Here is a 15,947-nt window from a genome sequence, read left to right as displayed (position 1 = left end):
CCCGCCTCAAGCTTTGCGCCTGAGGCGCCGCCTCAGGATACGCCGTGGCCCGCTACGAGCCTAAGACCGCCGAACCCCGCCAGCAGGCCCGATGGGCCGAGGCCGACGCCTTTTCGGTGTCCAACGCCGACACCGGCCGTCCGAAATACTACGTCCTGGAGATGTTCCCCTATCCGTCGGGCAACATCCACATGGGCCACGCCCGCAACTATGTGATGGGCGACGTGGTGGCGCGTCACAAGCGGGCGCAGGGTTTCGACGTCCTGCACCCGATGGGCTGGGACGCCTTCGGCATGCCGGCCGAGAACGCGGCCATGGAGCGCGGCGTCCATCCCGGCGACTGGACCTGGTCCAACATCGCCACCATGCGCGACCAGCTGAAGCTGCTGGGCCTGTCGCTGGACTGGTCGCGTGAGTTCGCCACCTGCGACCCCGACTACTACGGCAAGCAGCAGGCCTGGTTCCTGGAGCTGTTCAAGCGCGGCCTGGTCTATCGCAAGGACGGCGTGGTCAACTGGGATCCGGTCGACAACACCGTCCTGGCCAATGAGCAGGTCATCGACGGGCGCGGCTGGCGCTCGGGCGCCGTGGTCGAAAAGCGCAAGCTGAACCAGTGGTTCCTGCGCATCACTCAGTATGCGGACGATCTGATCGACGGCTTGGCCGAGCTGGAAGGCCGCTGGCCTGAAAAGGTCCGCCTGATGCAGGAAAACTGGATCGGTCGTTCCAAAGGCCTGCAGATGAAATGGGCCTGGGCGGGCGCCGCCCCGGCTGGTTTCGATGACGGGCTGGAGATCTACACCACCCGCCCCGACACCCTGTTCGGCGCCAGCTTCATGGGTCTGGCCCCGGATCATCCGATCTCGAAGCAACTGGCCGAGGCCGACCCCAAGGTCGCCGCCTTCGTCGCCGAGTGCCGCAAGGGCGGCGCCAGCCAGGCCGACATCGAACAGGCCGAGAAGATCGGCTGGGATACGGGCCTGAAGGTCGTCCACCCCTTCACCGGGGCCGAGGTCTCGGTGTGGATCGCCAACTTCATCCTGTCCGACTACGGAACGGGCGCCATCTTCGCCTGCCCGGCGCATGACCAGCGCGACCTGGACTTCGCCCGCAAATACGACCTGCCGGTGATCCCGGTCGTCCGGCCCGAGGGCGCCGGCGACGACTTCGCCGTGGCGGACGAGGCCTATACCGGCCCCGGCTCCATCTTCCATTCCGACTTCCTGAACGGTCTGGACATCGAGGCCGCCAAGGCCGAGGCCATCCGCCGCATCGAGGCCGCCGGAACCGGCGAAGGCGCGACCATCTATCGCCTGCGCGACTGGGGCGTCAGCCGTCAGCGCTACTGGGGCTGCCCCATCCCGGTCATTCACTGCGAGGCCTGCGGCGTCGTGCCGGTTCCGGCCGACCAGTTGCCGGTCGAACTGCCCAAGGACGTCACCTTCGACGTACCGGGCAACCCGCTGGACCGCCATCCGACGTGGAAACACGTCAACTGTCCGTCGTGCGGCGGCGCCGCCCGGCGCGAGACGGACACGCTCGACACCTTCGTCGATTCCAGCTGGTATTTCGCCCGCTTCGCCGATCCCAAGGCGGCCGAGCCGATCAACAAGGCCGCCGCCGCCAAATGGCTGCCGGTGGATCAGTACATCGGCGGCGTCGAGCACGCGGTCCTGCACCTACTCTACGCCCGCTTCATCACCCGCGCCCTGTCGGACGCCGGTCTGATGGACGTGAAGGAGCCGTTCGCCGGCCTGTTCACCCAGGGCATGGTGATCCACGAGACCTATTTCGACGGTCATGAGGACAGCGGCAAACCGCGCTGGGTCGAGCCGTCGGACGTCCGCATCGAGACCGTGGACGGCCAGCGCGTCGCCACCCGCCTATCCACCGGCGCCCCGGTGACGATCGGCGACATCGAAAAGATGTCCAAGTCCAAAAAGAACGTGGTCGCGCCCCAGGACATCATCACCGCCTATGGCGTGGACGCCGGACGCCTGTTCATCCTGTCCGACAGCCCGCCTGAACGCGACATCCAATGGTCGACCGGCGGCGTCGAAGGCGCCGCCCGCTTCGTCCAGCGCGTCTGGGGCGAATACGCCGCCTTCGACGTCGCCGCGCCCGCAAACGCCGATGTCGACGCCGCCCTAATCCGCGAGACGCACAAGGCCATCAAGGCCGTCAGCGAAGGCGTCGAGCATTTCCGTTTCAACTCGGCCGTGGCCAAGCTCTACGCCTTCCTGGCGACCATCCGTCAACACGACAAGGCCGGCGCCGAAGCGAAGAAGACCGCCCTGTCGACCCTGGCGCGGCTGATGGCGCCCTTCACCCCCCACCTGGCCGAGGAAGCCTGGACCCAGCTGGGCGAGGCCGGAATGGTGCTGGACGCGCCCTGGCCCGTCTATGACCCGGCCCTGGCCGCCGACGACCAGGTCACCCTGCCCGTCCAGATCGGCGGCAAACGGCGCGGCGAGGTCGTCCTGCCGCGCGGTTCGGACAATGCGACGGTCGAAGCCGCCGCTCTCGCCAATCCGACGGTTCAGGCCTACCTTGCCGCCAACAACCTCAGCGTCCGCAAGGTGATCGTGGTGCCCGACCGTATCGTCAATCTGGTGGCCGGCTGATGCGCCGTCTGACCCTGCTCGGCGTCCTGGCGGGCGCAAGCCTGCTGTCCGCCTGCGGCTTCACGCCCATGTACGGCGAAGGCGCTGTGGGTTCGAACCTCTCGCGCATCGCCGTGACCACGCCGGACGACCGCCTGGGTTATCGGCTGCGCGAACATCTGGAAGACGCCTTCGGTCGCGATGGAGGCGGTCTTTCGCCCCTCTATCGCCTGACGACCGAGGTCGAGCAGAGCCGTCGCCCCTTGGGCCGTCGTATCGACGATACGGCCAGCCGCTATGAGCTGACGGTCAAGGCCGCCTGGGCCCTGACCCCCGCCGCCGGCGGAGATGCGATAAAGGGCGTGCAGACCACGACTGTCACCTACGCCGCCGCGGATCAGCCCTACGCCGCCATCGCCGCACAACAGGACGGCGAGGACCGGGCCGCCGCCGACCTGGCCCGCCTGATCCGCCTGGACATGATGCGCGTCCTGGCCGGGCGCTGATGGCCTTCGCATGATCCTGTCCAAGCGGCCCGACGTCGACCGCTTCCTTAAGGCGCCGGACGCCGGCGTCCGCGCCGCCGTCATCCACGGCAAGGACCGCTCGGGCGTGACCGAGCGCGCCCTGACGCTGTGCCGCACGATCACCCCGGACCTGAACGACCCCTTTAACGTCACCCTGCTGACCGAGGCCGACATCGACGGCGACGCCGTGCGGCTGGAAGAGGCGCTGACGGCGCTCAGCATGATCGGCGGGCGGCGCCTGGTGCGCATCCGGATGTCGGACGGCAAGGCAGGCGTGGACAAGGCCGTTGCCGCCGCCCTGACCGCCCACGCCGAAGGCGCCTACAACCCCGACGCCATGCTGGTGATCGAAGCCGGAGCGCTGGGCCGCGAATCCGCCCTGCGCAAGGCCGCCGAAAAGGCCCAGGGGGCGGTCGCCATCGCCTGCTATGAAGACGAGGTCGGCGACGTCGCCCGCATGACGCGCGAGGCCCTGGGCGCCGACAAGGTCGGCCTGTCTTCCGACGCCCTGGATCGCTTTGTCGCCCGCCTGCCCCGCGAGCGCGGCCTGATGCGTCAGGAGATCGAGCGGCTGATCCTCTACATCGGCCCGGGCTCCAGCCGCACCATCGACGTCGAGGAGTTGGACGCCCACCTGGGGGTCGAGCCCGACGCCTCCCTGTCCGACGCCGCGCTGCAGGCCTTCGGCGGCCGGCCCGGCCCCGCCCAGGCGGGCCTGCGCCGCGCTTTGGCCGAGGGCGAAAGCGCTGTCATGGCCGTGCGCATGGCCTCGCTCCATCTCGGAAAGCTGCGCCGGATCAATGTCCTGCAGGCCAACGGCGCAGGCGCCAAGGAGGCCGCCAAGGCCGCCGGCGTGTTCTGGAAACAGGAAGCGGAAATGCTGCGCCAATCGCGCGCCTGGCGGCTCGAACTGCTCGACGAGGTGCAGGACAGCGTCAACACCGCCGACGTCATGACCAAGACCACGGGCATGCCCGAGGCCCTGATCGCCGAACGCCTGCTGCTGGAGATCGCCGCCCGCGCCAAGCGCATGGGACTTTGAGACGATGAACCCGAGCGACATGACGCCGACTCGACACAACGGCAATTCGGCGTTCTGATCCTATCGCCTCGGCATTGAGCCGGGATGACCTCGGGGTATCTTCATGCGTCTGTTCAGCACCGCCGTCGCCGCCGCCGTTCTTCTGAACTTGCCTGGCCTGGCGCTGGCCCAGGAAGCATCCGTACCGACCGACAACGCCGAAATGGCCGCCATCTTCGTCGCCGATCAAGCCGTTCGTCAGAACATTGATCCGGCCCGGTTCCGTGATCGCGCCTTCGTCGAGCAGATGAACGCCGACGACGCCGCCCGCCGTGAGCGAACCCGCGCCCTGCTCGATGCGGGCGCCTTGCAGACCGGAGAAGACTTCCGCGCCGCCGCCTTCGTCTTCCAACACGGATCGACCCCTGAGGACTATCTTCTGGCGCACAGCCTGGCCGTCACCGGCGTCGCCAAGGGATCGAAGCAGGCGGCCTGGATCGCAGCGGCCTCACTCGACCGCTTCCTCCAATCGGTGGACCGGAAACAGATCTACGGTACCCAGACTCGCATGATGAACGGCGGCGAGCCGACGCTCGAGCCCTATGATCGCGACCTATTGCCCGCCGCCGTACGCGCCGCTGCGGGCGTGCCCAACCTGGCCGAACAGGACGCGCGCCTGGAACAGTTCCGCGTCGCCCGTCAGGCGGCGGCTCCGCAACCCTGAAGCCGCGCCCTGCCCTCAGCCCCTTTTGGAGGCGCGACGGAAGGCTGGCTTGTTCAAGGCCGCAGCCTGACGTTGCATCGTCTTTTCGGACTTGCGCGCGCCTGCAGCGCTGCTGAAGGCGCCGCCATCCTGTGTCGCGGCCCGCTTCGCCGCCAGGACTCGCTTGAGAGCTTCAGCGGCGCTCGACTTCTCAGGGTTCTCGATCATGGACGACACCTTAGCAGAAACAGCCGAAAAAAGAGCGTTCTCACCCTGGTCTCAGATCGCCGCCTTAGTGCCCGTTGGGCCTGTCGATTGAGCCAAGCCCGCAGTATTGACAGAAAAGTATATAGAAGTGTTTTATGCCTTTGATCGATCCCTCGATCATCGAACGGGTTTTGCGCGCCGCCGACCAGCGAACCGCGAACCCGCTCTCATCCCCGACTTGCCCGTCCCGGCTCGACCAGGACGGGCTTTTTCGCTTCCATGGATCAGCCGCGCATCAGGCGACGGCACAGATCGTCAAGCTGTTCCAGCGTGCCGTATTTGACCGTGATCTCACCCTTGCCGCCCTTGTCCGCCAGTGAGACCTTCAGGCCCAGGGCGTCAGACAGATCCTGCTCCAGCGCCGCGATGTCGGCGGCGCCCTCGCCGGTCAGCGCGGGTTTGGACTTGGGCGCCTTCTGACCCTCGGCCGCGCGACGGGCCAGAGCCTCGGTCTGACGCACGTTCAGACCCTTGGCGATAACCTCCGCCGCCAATTGCTCTGCATTCGGCGCCGTGATCAGGGCGCGGGCGTGACCCGCCGACAGCTCACCGCGCACCACATGCTCGCGCACCGCCTCGGGCAGTTGCAGCAGACGCAGAGTGTTGGCGACGTGGCTGCGGCTCTTGCCCACCACCCCCGCCAAAGCGTCCTGGGTGCGGCCGAAACGCTCCATCAGGACGGCATAGGCGTTGGCCTCTTCCATCGGGTTCAGGTCGGCGCGCTGGACGTTTTCGATGACGCCGACTTCCAGCACTTCGATGTCGTCCATCTCGCGCACGACGATCGGCACCTGGGTCAGGCGCGCGGCCTGGGCGGCGCGCCAACGACGCTCGCCGGCGATGATCTGCCATACGCCCTGCTCACCCGGTTGCGACCGCACCAGGATGGGCTGCAGCACGCCCTTGTCACGGATCGAGGCCGTCAGCTCGTCCAAATCCGTCTTGGTGAAAATCTTGCGCGGCTGGTCCGGGTTGGGCTTCAGCGCCTCGATCGGCGCCCGATGCACGCCCGCCGGCGCCGGGCCGGTCGCGTCAACAGCGACTGGCTCCTGCGTGTTTTCTCCCAGAAGCGCCGAGAGACCCCGGCCCAGACCACGCTGACGTTCGGACAAGATATCGATTCCGTTATTGTTTTTGGGATCAGACCGCCAATCAGGCGGCCAGGGCCTGACGACGCTGGCGCTCGCGCGCCACCAGTTCACGGGCCAGCTTCAGATAGGCTTGGCTGCCCGCACATTTCAGATCATAGATGAGCGCCGGCTTGCCGAAGGACGGCGCCTCGGACACCCGGACGTTGCGAGGGATGACGCTGTCATAGACCTTGTCGCCGAAGTGGGCGCGCACGTCGGCCGCCACCTGACCCGACAGGGCGTTGCGACGGTCGTACATGGTCAGGACCAGACCTTGAATCTCCAGCGCCGGATTCAGGCTTTGGCGCACCATGTCGATGGTCCGCATCAACTGGGTCAGCCCCTCCAGGGCGAAGAACTCGCACTGCAGCGGGACTAGCACGGCGTCCGCCGCCGCCATGGCGTTCAGCGTCAGCAGGTTCAGCGACGGCGGGCAATCGATCAGCACATAGTCATACCGGGAATGACCATTGCCGCCCTGTTTCGCCAGGGCGTCGCGCAGACGGTAGGAACGACGATCCGCCTGGCTCAGCTCGATCTCAACCCCCGACATGTCGGCGTCGGCGGCGACGATGAACAGGCCCGGCACTGCGGTCTCAATGGCGGCCTCGTCCACCGGGCGGCCGTCGACGATGACGTCGTAGATCGTCACCCGGCGTGTTTCACGTGGAACACCCAGCCCGGTCGAGGCATTGCCCTGCGGGTCCATATCGACGATCAGCACCTTTTCGCCGATCGCGGCCAGGGCGGTGCCCAGGTTGATGGCCGTCGTGGTCTTGCCCACCCCGCCCTTCTGATTGGACACGGCCAGGACGCGGGTTTCATGCACGCGGGGCGGCTTTACGGACTCAACGGACACGGCGAAGACCCCCCAGTGAAACGATGCGGCCGCGCGGATCGCTGCGCGAGACCGCAAGCTCAGCCTCAAACTGCCAGACCCGGCGGGCCTCTTTCAACTCAGCCTCGGCCTTCTCTCCCTTGAGAAACAGCCCTTTTGCACCGCGTTGGAAGTAGGGCTGTGCATAACCCAACAGCTTCTCCATCGCCGCCACAGCGCGAGCCGTGACGACGTCGACCGTGATCGCCTGTTCCTCAGCCCGACCATTGACGACGGTGGCGGGCAAATCCAGCGTATCGACGATGGTCTGCAAGAAGCGGCACCGCTTGCCCAGGCTGTCGATCAGCCACACATGAGCGCCCGGCCGTTCCTTCAGCAGGATGGCCAGGACCACGCCGGGGAAGCCCGCCCCGGCCCCCAGATCGGCCCAGGTCTTGGCCTCCGGCGCCAGGCTCAGCAGCTGGGCGCTGTCCCAGGCGTGCCGGTTCCAGAAGTCGGGAAGAGTGTCCGGCCCGACTAGGTTCATCACCTCATTGGCCTCGGTCAGCATGCCGAGGAAGACGTGCAGATCGGCGATGTTGGCGTCGCTGGCGCCCGTCTGGGCGCGGAAGGCATCGATGGCGTCCGGCATCAGGCGACCACCGCCGCCAGGTCGGCTTCCACATCCTTGACCTTCTTCACATGACCCAGAAGCGCCGTCAGAGCGCCCGGGGTCATGCCTTCAATGCGCCCAGCCTGGCCCAGCGTCAGCGGACGGATCAGGGCGAGTTTTTCGCGCACCTCGTTCGACAGCGCGCCGATAGCGGCGTAGTCGAGGTCAACGGGAAGCGACAGCCCCTCCTCCCGCCGCAAGGCTTCCGCATCCTGCGTCTGGCGATCCAGATAGCTCGCATAGACGGCGTCGATCTCGACCTGATCCCGCACCGCAGGCGACCAGTCCGTGATTTCGGGGCGGACGGCGACAAACTGATCCAGCGTCACATTCGGGAAGGCGAGCAGATCACGGATCGAACGCCGCTGGCCATCCGCGTTGACGGTGATCCCTAGGGCCCCCGCCTCCTTGGGCGTGAACTGCGTTTCACGTGAAACATGGTTCGCCCGGTCCAACTGGTCCGCCTTCTCCAGCCATACCTCGGCGCGCTCGGCGCCGACAATCCCCGCCGCGATTCCGATCGGCGTTAGACGTTGGTCAGCGTTATCCGCGCGCAGCGTCAGGCGATACTCAGCCCGGCTGGTGAACATGCGATAGGGTTCAGTGACGCCGCGCGTCACCAAGTCATCGATCATGACGCCGATATAGGCCTGGTCTCGACCGAGGATCAGCGGGTCGGAACCCGCGGCGGCGCGGGCGGCGTTCAGGCCGGCGATCAACCCTTGAGCCCCCGCCTCCTCATAGCCGGTCGTGCCGTTGATCTGGCCGGCCAGATAGAGGCCGGGGCGTTTCTTGACCTCCAGCGCCGGAGTCAATTCACGCGGATCGACATAGTCGTATTCGATGGCGTAGCCGAAACGGAAGACCTCGACCTGCTCCAGGCCGGGCATCGTATGCAGGAAGGCCAGCTGGGTCGCATCCGACACCGAGGTCGAGATGCCGTTGGGATAGACGGTCGGATCATCCAGACCCTCCGGCTCCAGGAAGACCTGGTGGCTTGTCTTGTCGGCGAAGCGGACCACCTTGTCTTCGATCGACGGACAGTAGCGCGGCCCGCGACCCGACAGACGCCCGCCGTAAACGGCGCTTTCACCGAGGTTGTCGGCGATGATGCGGTGCGTATCTTCCGTCGTATGGGTGACGCCGCAGGCGATCTGCGGCACCTCGATCCGGTCGGTCAGGAAGCTGAAAGGCGCGGGCTGATCGTCCGCCGGCTGCATCTCCAGCCGATCCCAGGCGATGGTTCGCCCATCCAGACGCGCAGGCGTGCCGGTCTTCAGGCGCCCCATCATCAGATCCGCCGAATGCAGATCGCCCGCCAGACCGGTCGACGGGTCTTCGCCATAGCGGCCGGCCGGAATGCGCAAATCGCCGCGATGAATGACTCCGTTGAGGAAGGTGCCCGTCGTCAGCACCACAGCCCCGGCGCGGATGGTCTCCCCCGCCCCAGTCTTCACCCCGGCCACGCGATCGCCGTTCAGGATCAGCCCCTCGGCCGTGCCCGCCATCAGGGTCAGGTTCGGGTAGTCGGCCAGTTCGGCCTGCATGGCCTCGCGATACAGGCGACGGTCGATCTGGCTGCGCGGACCGCGCACAGCGGCGCCCTTCGACCGATTCAGCAGGCGAAACTGGATGCCCGACACATCGGCCAGGCGGCCCATGACGCCGTCCAGGGCGTCGATCTCGCGCACCAGATGGCCCTTGCCCAAGCCGCCGATGGCCGGGTTGCAGCTCATCTCGCCGATAGTCTCGAGCTTCTGGGTCAGAAGCAGGGTGCGGGCGCCCGCCCGCGCGGCGGCGGTCGCAGCCTCGCAACCGGCGTGGCCGCCGCCGATGATGACGACATCGAAGGTGTAATCGGGGGTCGAACTCATGGCGTCCACATAGTCCATTCGAGCCGGAATCGCCACCGGCTCGAGAACCGTTGTTTCACGTGAAACAGGCGAAAGCCGGGCCTATTTGCCGATGCAGAAGGAAGAGAAGACCTCGCCCAGAATATCCTCCACGCCGATAGCGCCGGTGACGCGGGCCAGGGCGTCGGCAGCGCGGCGCAGATCGTCCCCCGCCATCTCCGGCGCCAGATCGAGGGCGCGGCGCCCCGCCTCAACGGCGGCCAGAGCCTCAGCCAGGCGGCGACGATGACGCTCCCGCGTCACGGCGGGGAAGTCGGCCCCGGACAGATCGCGCGCCAGACGCGCCGCGATCCAGTCGTGCAGCTCCGTCAGCCCTCGCCCCGTCGTGGTGCTGACGGTCAGGGCTTCAAGGTCGGGCGCCGGCGTCACAGCGCCGAGGTCGGCCTTGTTCAGCACCTGAAGATCGGACTCCCCGACAAAAGCAGCAGCTGGGTCTTCAACAGGCTCAGCGGAGGGCGAACGGACCCATAGGCGCAGGTCGGCCCCTTCCGCTCTCAATCGGGCGCGGCGGATGCCTTCGGCCTCCACCAGATCGTCGCTGTCGCGCAGACCCGCCGTGTCTGACAGGGTGACGGCGTAGCCGCCGATCATAATGTCCGCGTCCAACACGTCGCGCGTGGTGCCGGCGATAGGCGTAACGATGGCCGCCTCGCGCGCCACAAGCGCGTTGAACAACGATGACTTGCCGGCGTTCGTCTCGCCGATCAGAACGATGCGATAGCCCTCGCGCACCCGCCGTCCTCGATCGGAATCCGCCAAAGCAGAGCGCAGATCGGCCGAGAGCTTGTCCAGAACCGGCCCCGCCGTGCGGGCCAGGTTGTCGGGCACCTCCTCGTCCGGGAAGTCGATCTCGGCTTCAACGAGGGACAGAGCCTTCAGCAGCTCGCGACGGAACCCGGCGTAGGCCGCCGAAAGAGCGCCGTCCAATTGCCCAAGCGCCTGGTTCTTCTGAGCGCCCGTCTCGGCGTCGATCAGGTCGGCCACGGCCTCGGCCTGGGCCAAGTCCATGCGGCCGTTCTGGAAGGCGCGACGGGTGAACTCGCCGGGCTCGGCGGGTCGAACATCGAGGGCGATCAGGGCGCGGCTGGCGGCCTCGATCACCGCCCGCCCCCCGTGCAGATGCAGCTCGGCGCTGTCTTCGCCGGTATAGGAATTGGGTCCGGGGAAGCGCAGGATCAGAGCCTGATCCACCATCTCGCCGTCATGACGAAGCGTCCGCAGCGAGGCCAAACGCGGGGTCAGCCCCCCTGCCCCCAGCGCAGTCAGGGCCGCATCCACGCCCGGCCCGGACAAGCGGATGATGGCGATGGCGCCCCGCCCCGGCGGCGTGGCCAGGGCGAAGATGGTGTCGGCGTTTGAACTCAAGTCGTCAGCCCTTGGGCGCGCCCGTGACGGCGGCTTCCATCAGACGGCGGAACTGGTCCTGAGCCTGAACGCCGAAACTGGTCCAGGTCTTCATCAGTTCATCAGGCTGCATGGCCGCCATGTTGGCGTCCATCCGCTTCTGCATCTCGGCGACCAGGTGATCGTTGAGCGGCGTCACGTCCGGCAGGCCTAGGAAGGCGCGGGCCTCGGCCGGGGTGCAGTCGATCTCGATGTTCAGCTTCATGACGTCTGCCTTTCAAGCTGGGCGCGTGTTTCACGTGAAACATGCCCTCAAGCAGCCGCCCGCCGCGCGGGCGGCGCTAGGGCCAGTATCAGGTGTTCATGGACTGGAAGAAGTCGCCGTTGTTCTTGGACTGGCGCAGCTTGTCGAGCAGGAACTCGATCGCGTCCTGCGGACCCATCGGGTTGAGGATGCGGCGCAGGACATAGGTCTTGGCCAGTTGATCCTTCGGCGTGATGAGGTCTTCCTTGCGGGTGCCGGACTTGAGCACGTCGATGGCCGGGAAGATGCGCTTGTCCGCGACCTTGCGGTCCAGCACGATTTCCGAGTTACCCGTGCCCTTGAACTCTTCGAAGATCACCTCGTCCATGCGGCTGCCGGTGTCGATCAGGGCCGTGGCGATGATGGTCAGCGAGCCGCCCTGCTCCACATTGCGAGCGGCGCCGAAGAAGCGCTTGGGACGTTGCAAAGCGTTGGCGTCGACGCCGCCGGTCAGCACCTTGCCCGACGACGGGACAGTGGCGTTGTAGGCGCGGCCCAGGCGGGTGATGGAGTCCAGCAGGATGACGACATCCTTCTTGTGCTCGACCAGACGCTTGGCCTTTTCGATCACCATTTCGGCGACGGCGACGTGGCGGGTGGCGGGCTCGTCGAAGGTCGAGGCGACGACCTCGCCCTTCACCGTGCGCTGCATGTCCGTCACTTCTTCCGGACGCTCGTCGATCAGCAGGACGATCAGGAAGACCTCCGGGTGGTTGCGCTCGATCGATTTGGCGATGTTCTGCAGCATGACCGTCTTACCGACGCGCGGCGGGGCGACGATCAGGCAGCGCTGGCCCTTGCCCAGCGGGGCGACGATGTCGATGACCCGGCCCGAGCGGTCCTTCAGCGTCGGATCCTGGATCTCCATGTGCAGCCGCTCTTCGGGGTAGAGCGGCGTCAGGTTGTCGAACAGAACCTTGGTCTTGACCATCTCCGGATCTTCGAAGTTGATCGTATCGACCTTGAGCAGGGCGAAGTAGCGCTCGCCTTCGCGCGGGCCGCGCACGGCGCCGTGCACCGTGTCGCCCGAGCGCAGGCCGAAGCGGCGGATCTGCGACGGCGAGACATAGACGTCGTCCGGCCCCGGCAGATAGTTGGCGTCAGGGCTGCGCAGGAAGCCGAAGCCGTCCGGCAGGATCTCCAGCACGCCCGAGGCGATGATCTCGACCTCTTCGTCGGCCAGCGTCTTCAGGATGGCGAACAGCAGATCCTGCTTGCGCAGGTTGCCGGCGTTCTCGATGTCCAGGCCCTCGGCGAAGGCGACCAGGTCTTCCGGCGTCTTCTCGTTCAGTTCCTGCAGGGTGATGCGGCCGTTGGGCACGATCGGCTCGCCGTCATCGTCCTCATCATCCTCGGCCGTGGTGTCGACGCCGTGATCCTCGTCTTCGGCGGCAGTCGGAGCGATGACCTCTTCGGCTTGCGCCTCCTCAACCGGCGCGGCAGCGCGGCTTCCACCCAAGCTCAGGGTGCGGCGCGGGCGCTCAGCAAGTGTTTCTACTGCGTTTTCAGTGACTTCGGTTTCCGGCGTGTCAGGCGTATCGGTCATGATGGCGTGCTCGTTCGCGCGCCCAAACGCCGCAAAGCGTTCAGGAGCAGAAGGTCGTCGATGGTTTCAGCCGCAAGGGCTGGGAGGGAGGGCGACGGTCTCCCGCAGGCTCAAACCGGCAGGCGTCGCGAAAAGAGAGGGACCGCACTGCACGGATCGGCCGCACGGTTCACCGCAGCGGAACCACGAAAGACCCGTGCGGGTCAAGGGCCCTCAGGCAGCGAGCGACCGCGTCGCTCGCGTCAAGGCCTCTAGAAACTCCATTCCATCGTCACCGACAACACCATGATGATGGCCAGGACGAAGGGAACCTCATTGGTCATGCGCCAGAAGCGGCCGGAATACTTCGACGTTCCTGCCGCGATCTTCTTGCGCTGCCCCGCCAGGAAGCCGTGCCAGCCCGCCAGCAGGAAGACGCCGATCAGCTTGGTCATCATCCAAGGCTGATGCGCGAAGGACCAGTCGGCGCCCTCGCCGCTGCGCAGCCACAGCAGCCAGCCGCCGAAGACGAAGGCCAGGATCATGGCCGGGTTGATGATGATGCGCAGCAGCCGCGTCTGCCAGACGCGCAGCAGAGCCTGCATCTCGCCGCGCAGGGGCTCGGGCTTGGCGTTCTGCTCGGCGTCATAGGCGAACAGGCGCGGCAGGAAGAGCATGCCGGCCATCCAGGCGATCACCGCCAGGATGTGAAGCCCGCGGGCCAGGTTGTAATAGTCCATGTCGCTCCCCTCAGGCCGCCTTGGAGGCCCTTGAACAGCGGGACGGGCAGGCTTTCAAGTGGGCGCATGGTCCACCCTCCGAAGCCCCCTGCGGGGCCGTCCCCGGCGTCTCCAGCGCCTGCCCGACCGCATCGGCCAGGGCGGTGATGAAGATCGGATCGGCGCTGACCGTCGGCGCCCGCAGATAGGGCGCGCAACCGACCTTATGCGCCAGTTCGCCGTATTCCATGTCCAGCTCGACCAGGGTCTCGATATGCTCGGAGACGAAGGCGATCGGCACGACGACAGCGCCCACGCCGTCCTTGGCCGCCTGTTCGATGGCGTCCGGCGTGGCGGGCCCCAGCCATTTCAGCGGCCCGACCCGGCTCTGATAGCAGATGGCCCAGTCGGTCAGGCCCATGTGCGCGACCACGGCGGCCACGGTGGCCTCGACCTGGGCCTGATAGGGATCGCCGGCCGCGACCAGCTTTTCCGGAATGCCGTGCGCCGAAAACAGCACGCGCACCGGCCTGCCTTCGGCCCTGTCCAGCGTTTGTTGGATCAGATGAGCCTGGGCCTCGATCAGGCCCTCGGCGTCCGGATAGCAGCAGACGACGTGGGTCTCGCCCGGCCCGTCGTAGCACTCGCTCCACTTCTTCAGCGACGAGGCCGTCGTTGTGGTTGAGAACTGCGGATAGAGGGGCAGAAGGACGATCTTGTCCGGTTGGAAAGCCTTGACCGCCGCCGCCGTCTCTTCCGTCAGCGGATGCCAGTAGCGCATGGCGATGAAGACGCGGCTGTCATCGCCCGGCGCCGCGTCGGCCAGGGCGCGCGACAGGGCCTCGGCCTGCTTCTGCGTCTCGGGCAGCAGGGGGGAGCCGCCGCCCATCAGGGCGTAGTTGGCCTGGGCCGAGGTCTCGCGACGGCTGGAGATCAACTTCGCCAGCGGCGTGCGGAACACCCCCGGCAGGCCGATGATGGCCGGGTCGTTGAACAGGTTGAACAGGAAGGGTTTGACCGCTTCGGGGCGATCGGGACCGCCCAGATTGGTCAGAACGACCGCCACGCGCCGGTTGGGTCGTCCCTCGGGGGTTGTGGCGGTCCGGGTCATTGGGCGCCGATCCGCTTCAACACCTGTTCGACATGGGCGATCGGCACGTCCGGCAGGATGCCGTGGCCCAGGTTGAAGATCCACGGCCCCTGGCCCCAGGCCTCCATCAGCTGATCGACGCGGCGGTCCAGGGCGTCGCCGCCCGCGCGCAACAGCAAGGGGTCCAGCGCGCCCTGAATGGGCTTGATCGCCTGGACGCGCTTGCCGACGTCCAGAGGACAGGCGGTGTCCAGCGCCACGCCCTGCACGTCGCATTCGCGGGCATAGCGTTCGGCCAGCGCCGCCGAGCCTCTCGGAAAGCCGATCAACGGCACGGTGACGCCCAGTTCGCGGGCGCGGGCCACCAGCTTCTGGTGCGGTTTCAGCACCAGGGTCTCGAACAGATCGTCGGGCAGGCCCTCGGCCCAGCTCTCGAAGATCTTCAGAACCTGGGCGCCGGCGTCCTGTTGCATCTTCAGATAGTGGGCGGTGGATTCCACCAGCACGTCCAGCAGACCCGCCACCAGCTCGGGGTGGGTATAGGCGTAGGTGCGGGCGGCGGTGCGCTCGCCCTTGCCGATGGTGCGCGCTTCGCCGTCCAGCATATAGGTGGCGACCGTCCACGGCGCCCCTGCAAAGCCGATCAGGGCGCGTTCAGGCTCCAGTTCCGCGCGCACGAGGCTGAGTGTCTGGCCCACGGCCTTGAGGGCCTCTCCAGCCTGCTGAGCCTTGTCGGCCATGGACTGCACCGACGGCAGAGCGCCCAGGCGCGGCCCTTCCCCCGCCTCGAACCACACCTTCTGGCCCAGGGCGCCGGGGATCAACAGGATGTCAGCAAAGACGATGGCGGCGTCAAAGCCGAACCGGCGCATCGGCTGCAGGGTCGCTTCCGCCGCCATTTCCGGATTCAGGCAGAAGGCGATGAAGTCCGGCGCCTTGGCCCGCAGCTCGCGGTATTCCGGCAGGTAGCGCCCGGCTTGACGCATGAACCACACGGGTGGGCGGGAAAGGGTTTGGCCCTGGAGAGCCTGGATCAGAAGGGGCGTGCTCATGCTTTGGGCTTTAGGATGCACACCCCCAAGCCTCAATCCCTATTCAGATTTAAGAATTGAAAGAATTGGTAGGTGGAAGCAGGGCCGGGGAGCGCGGGGATAACTGCGGGCAGTCCCGGTTCGACTCCCTCTTGTCCCCTGATCGCGGCGTGGAAACCCAGGCGTTTACAAGGCGGGGTGTGAGTCATGGGGATAAGCCGTGAAACGCCCGTCGGACTCTGGCTTGCCTCTGGGCGCCGTTGTGGGTGAATCTGCGGGC

Annotated in this window: 14 protein-coding genes; 4 read left to right on the top strand and 10 right to left on the bottom strand. The window is 66.8% G+C overall.

Annotated elements, in window-relative coordinates:
- The first annotated feature begins 44 nt into the window (after window positions 1-44).
- The 4 genes from leuS (at window position 45) to ABC419_RS01435 (ending at window position 4,875) form a co-directional block, all read left to right on the top strand.
- Window positions 45-2,624, top strand: a complete 2,580-nt coding sequence (gene leuS, locus ABC419_RS01450) for a leucine--tRNA ligase (RefSeq protein ID WP_412876547.1) — start codon at window positions 45-47, stop codon at window positions 2,622-2,624.
- The gene (gene lptE / locus ABC419_RS01445; RefSeq protein WP_125900779.1) at window positions 2,624-3,109 is read left to right on the top strand and encodes an LPS assembly lipoprotein LptE; all 486 of its coding nucleotides are present in this window, start codon (window positions 2,624-2,626) and stop codon (window positions 3,107-3,109) included. Before leuS ends, lptE begins: the two co-directional genes overlap by 1 nt.
- A 10-nt stretch (window positions 3,110-3,119) precedes the next feature.
- Window positions 3,120-4,172 carry a DNA polymerase III subunit delta gene (holA, locus tag ABC419_RS01440; RefSeq protein ID WP_368923077.1) on the top strand — a complete coding sequence of 351 codons (1,053 nt, stop codon included), beginning with the start codon at window positions 3,120-3,122 and terminating at the stop codon, window positions 4,170-4,172.
- A gap of 103 nt (window positions 4,173-4,275) precedes the next feature.
- Window positions 4,276-4,875, top strand: coding sequence for a DUF6624 domain-containing protein (locus tag ABC419_RS01435; protein ID WP_200167238.1), 600 nt, complete (start codon window positions 4,276-4,278; stop codon window positions 4,873-4,875).
- Window positions 4,876-5,345: 470 nt separating this feature from the next.
- Here ABC419_RS01435 and ABC419_RS01430 read toward each other — a convergent pair whose 3' ends face one another.
- From ABC419_RS01430 to hemE, 10 genes are all read right to left on the bottom strand, one after another.
- Window positions 5,346-6,233 (bottom strand): ParB/RepB/Spo0J family partition protein, encoded by an 888-nt coding sequence (locus ABC419_RS01430; RefSeq protein WP_368923074.1) that lies wholly within the window; start codon window positions 6,231-6,233, stop codon window positions 5,346-5,348.
- Window positions 6,234-6,273: 40 nt separating this feature from the next.
- The gene (locus tag ABC419_RS01425; RefSeq protein WP_125900819.1) at window positions 6,274-7,080 is read right to left on the bottom strand and encodes a ParA family protein; all 807 of its coding nucleotides are present in this window, start codon (window positions 7,078-7,080) and stop codon (window positions 6,274-6,276) included.
- A gap of 19 nt (window positions 7,081-7,099) precedes the next feature.
- Window positions 7,100-7,720, bottom strand: coding sequence for a 16S rRNA (guanine(527)-N(7))-methyltransferase RsmG (rsmG, locus tag ABC419_RS01420; RefSeq protein WP_412876548.1), 621 nt, complete (start codon window positions 7,718-7,720; stop codon window positions 7,100-7,102).
- A complete protein-coding gene (mnmG, locus tag ABC419_RS01415; RefSeq protein ID WP_412877984.1) occupies window positions 7,720-9,633 on the bottom strand; it encodes a tRNA uridine-5-carboxymethylaminomethyl(34) synthesis enzyme MnmG in 1,914 nt (637 codons plus the stop codon). Before mnmG ends, rsmG begins: the two co-directional genes overlap by 1 nt.
- A gap of 63 nt (window positions 9,634-9,696) precedes the next feature.
- Window positions 9,697-11,019, bottom strand: a complete 1,323-nt coding sequence (mnmE, locus tag ABC419_RS01410; protein WP_412876549.1) for a tRNA uridine-5-carboxymethylaminomethyl(34) synthesis GTPase MnmE — start codon at window positions 11,017-11,019, stop codon at window positions 9,697-9,699.
- Between the two features lie 4 nt (window positions 11,020-11,023).
- The gene (locus tag ABC419_RS01405; protein ID WP_105564219.1) at window positions 11,024-11,263 is read right to left on the bottom strand and encodes a DUF6489 family protein; all 240 of its coding nucleotides are present in this window, start codon (window positions 11,261-11,263) and stop codon (window positions 11,024-11,026) included.
- Between the two features lie 88 nt (window positions 11,264-11,351).
- The gene (gene rho / locus ABC419_RS01400; RefSeq protein WP_412876550.1) at window positions 11,352-12,848 is read right to left on the bottom strand and encodes a transcription termination factor Rho; all 1,497 of its coding nucleotides are present in this window, start codon (window positions 12,846-12,848) and stop codon (window positions 11,352-11,354) included.
- A 251-nt stretch (window positions 12,849-13,099) separates the two neighbouring features.
- A complete protein-coding gene (locus tag ABC419_RS01395; protein ID WP_412876551.1) occupies window positions 13,100-13,567 on the bottom strand; it encodes a CopD family protein in 468 nt (155 codons plus the stop codon).
- Between the two features lie 10 nt (window positions 13,568-13,577).
- The gene (hemH, locus tag ABC419_RS01390) at window positions 13,578-14,657 is read right to left on the bottom strand and encodes a ferrochelatase (protein ID WP_412876552.1); all 1,080 of its coding nucleotides are present in this window, start codon (window positions 14,655-14,657) and stop codon (window positions 13,578-13,580) included.
- Entirely contained in the window at window positions 14,654-15,688 is a 1,035-nt protein-coding gene (gene hemE / locus ABC419_RS01385; RefSeq protein ID WP_412876553.1) for a uroporphyrinogen decarboxylase, read from the bottom strand. Before hemE ends, hemH begins: the two co-directional genes overlap by 4 nt.
- Window positions 15,689-15,947 lie beyond the last annotated feature (259 nt).

Origin of the sequence: Brevundimonas phoenicis (genome assembly GCF_047237745.1) — a bacterium.
Lineage (GTDB): Bacteria > Pseudomonadota > Alphaproteobacteria > Caulobacterales > Caulobacteraceae > Brevundimonas.
This window is presented reverse-complemented; position numbering and strand designations above follow the sequence as displayed.

Excerpts from the sequence above, each read along its gene's own strand:
- mnmG (WP_412877984.1), bottom strand. The coding sequence starts at position 9,633 with ATGGACTATGTGGACGCCATGAGTTCGACCCCCGATTACACCTTCGAT.
- lptE (WP_125900779.1), top strand. The coding sequence starts at position 2,624 with ATGCGCCGTCTGACCCTGCTCGGCGTCCTGGCGGGCGCAAGCCTGCTG.
- holA (WP_368923077.1), top strand. The coding sequence starts at position 3,120 with ATGATCCTGTCCAAGCGGCCCGACGTCGACCGCTTCCTTAAGGCGCCG.
- ABC419_RS01395 (WP_412876551.1), bottom strand. The coding sequence starts at position 13,567 with ATGGACTATTACAACCTGGCCCGCGGGCTTCACATCCTGGCGGTGATC.
- ABC419_RS01405 (WP_105564219.1), bottom strand. The coding sequence starts at position 11,263 with ATGAAGCTGAACATCGAGATCGACTGCACCCCGGCCGAGGCCCGCGCC.
- hemH (WP_412876552.1), bottom strand. The coding sequence starts at position 14,657 with ATGACCCGGACCGCCACAACCCCCGAGGGACGACCCAACCGGCGCGTG.
- rsmG (WP_412876548.1), bottom strand. The coding sequence starts at position 7,720 with ATGCCGGACGCCATCGATGCCTTCCGCGCCCAGACGGGCGCCAGCGAC.
- ABC419_RS01435 (WP_200167238.1), top strand. The coding sequence starts at position 4,276 with ATGCGTCTGTTCAGCACCGCCGTCGCCGCCGCCGTTCTTCTGAACTTG.
- rho (WP_412876550.1), bottom strand. The coding sequence starts at position 12,848 with ATGACCGATACGCCTGACACGCCGGAAACCGAAGTCACTGAAAACGCA.
- hemE (WP_412876553.1), bottom strand. The coding sequence starts at position 15,688 with ATGAGCACGCCCCTTCTGATCCAGGCTCTCCAGGGCCAAACCCTTTCC.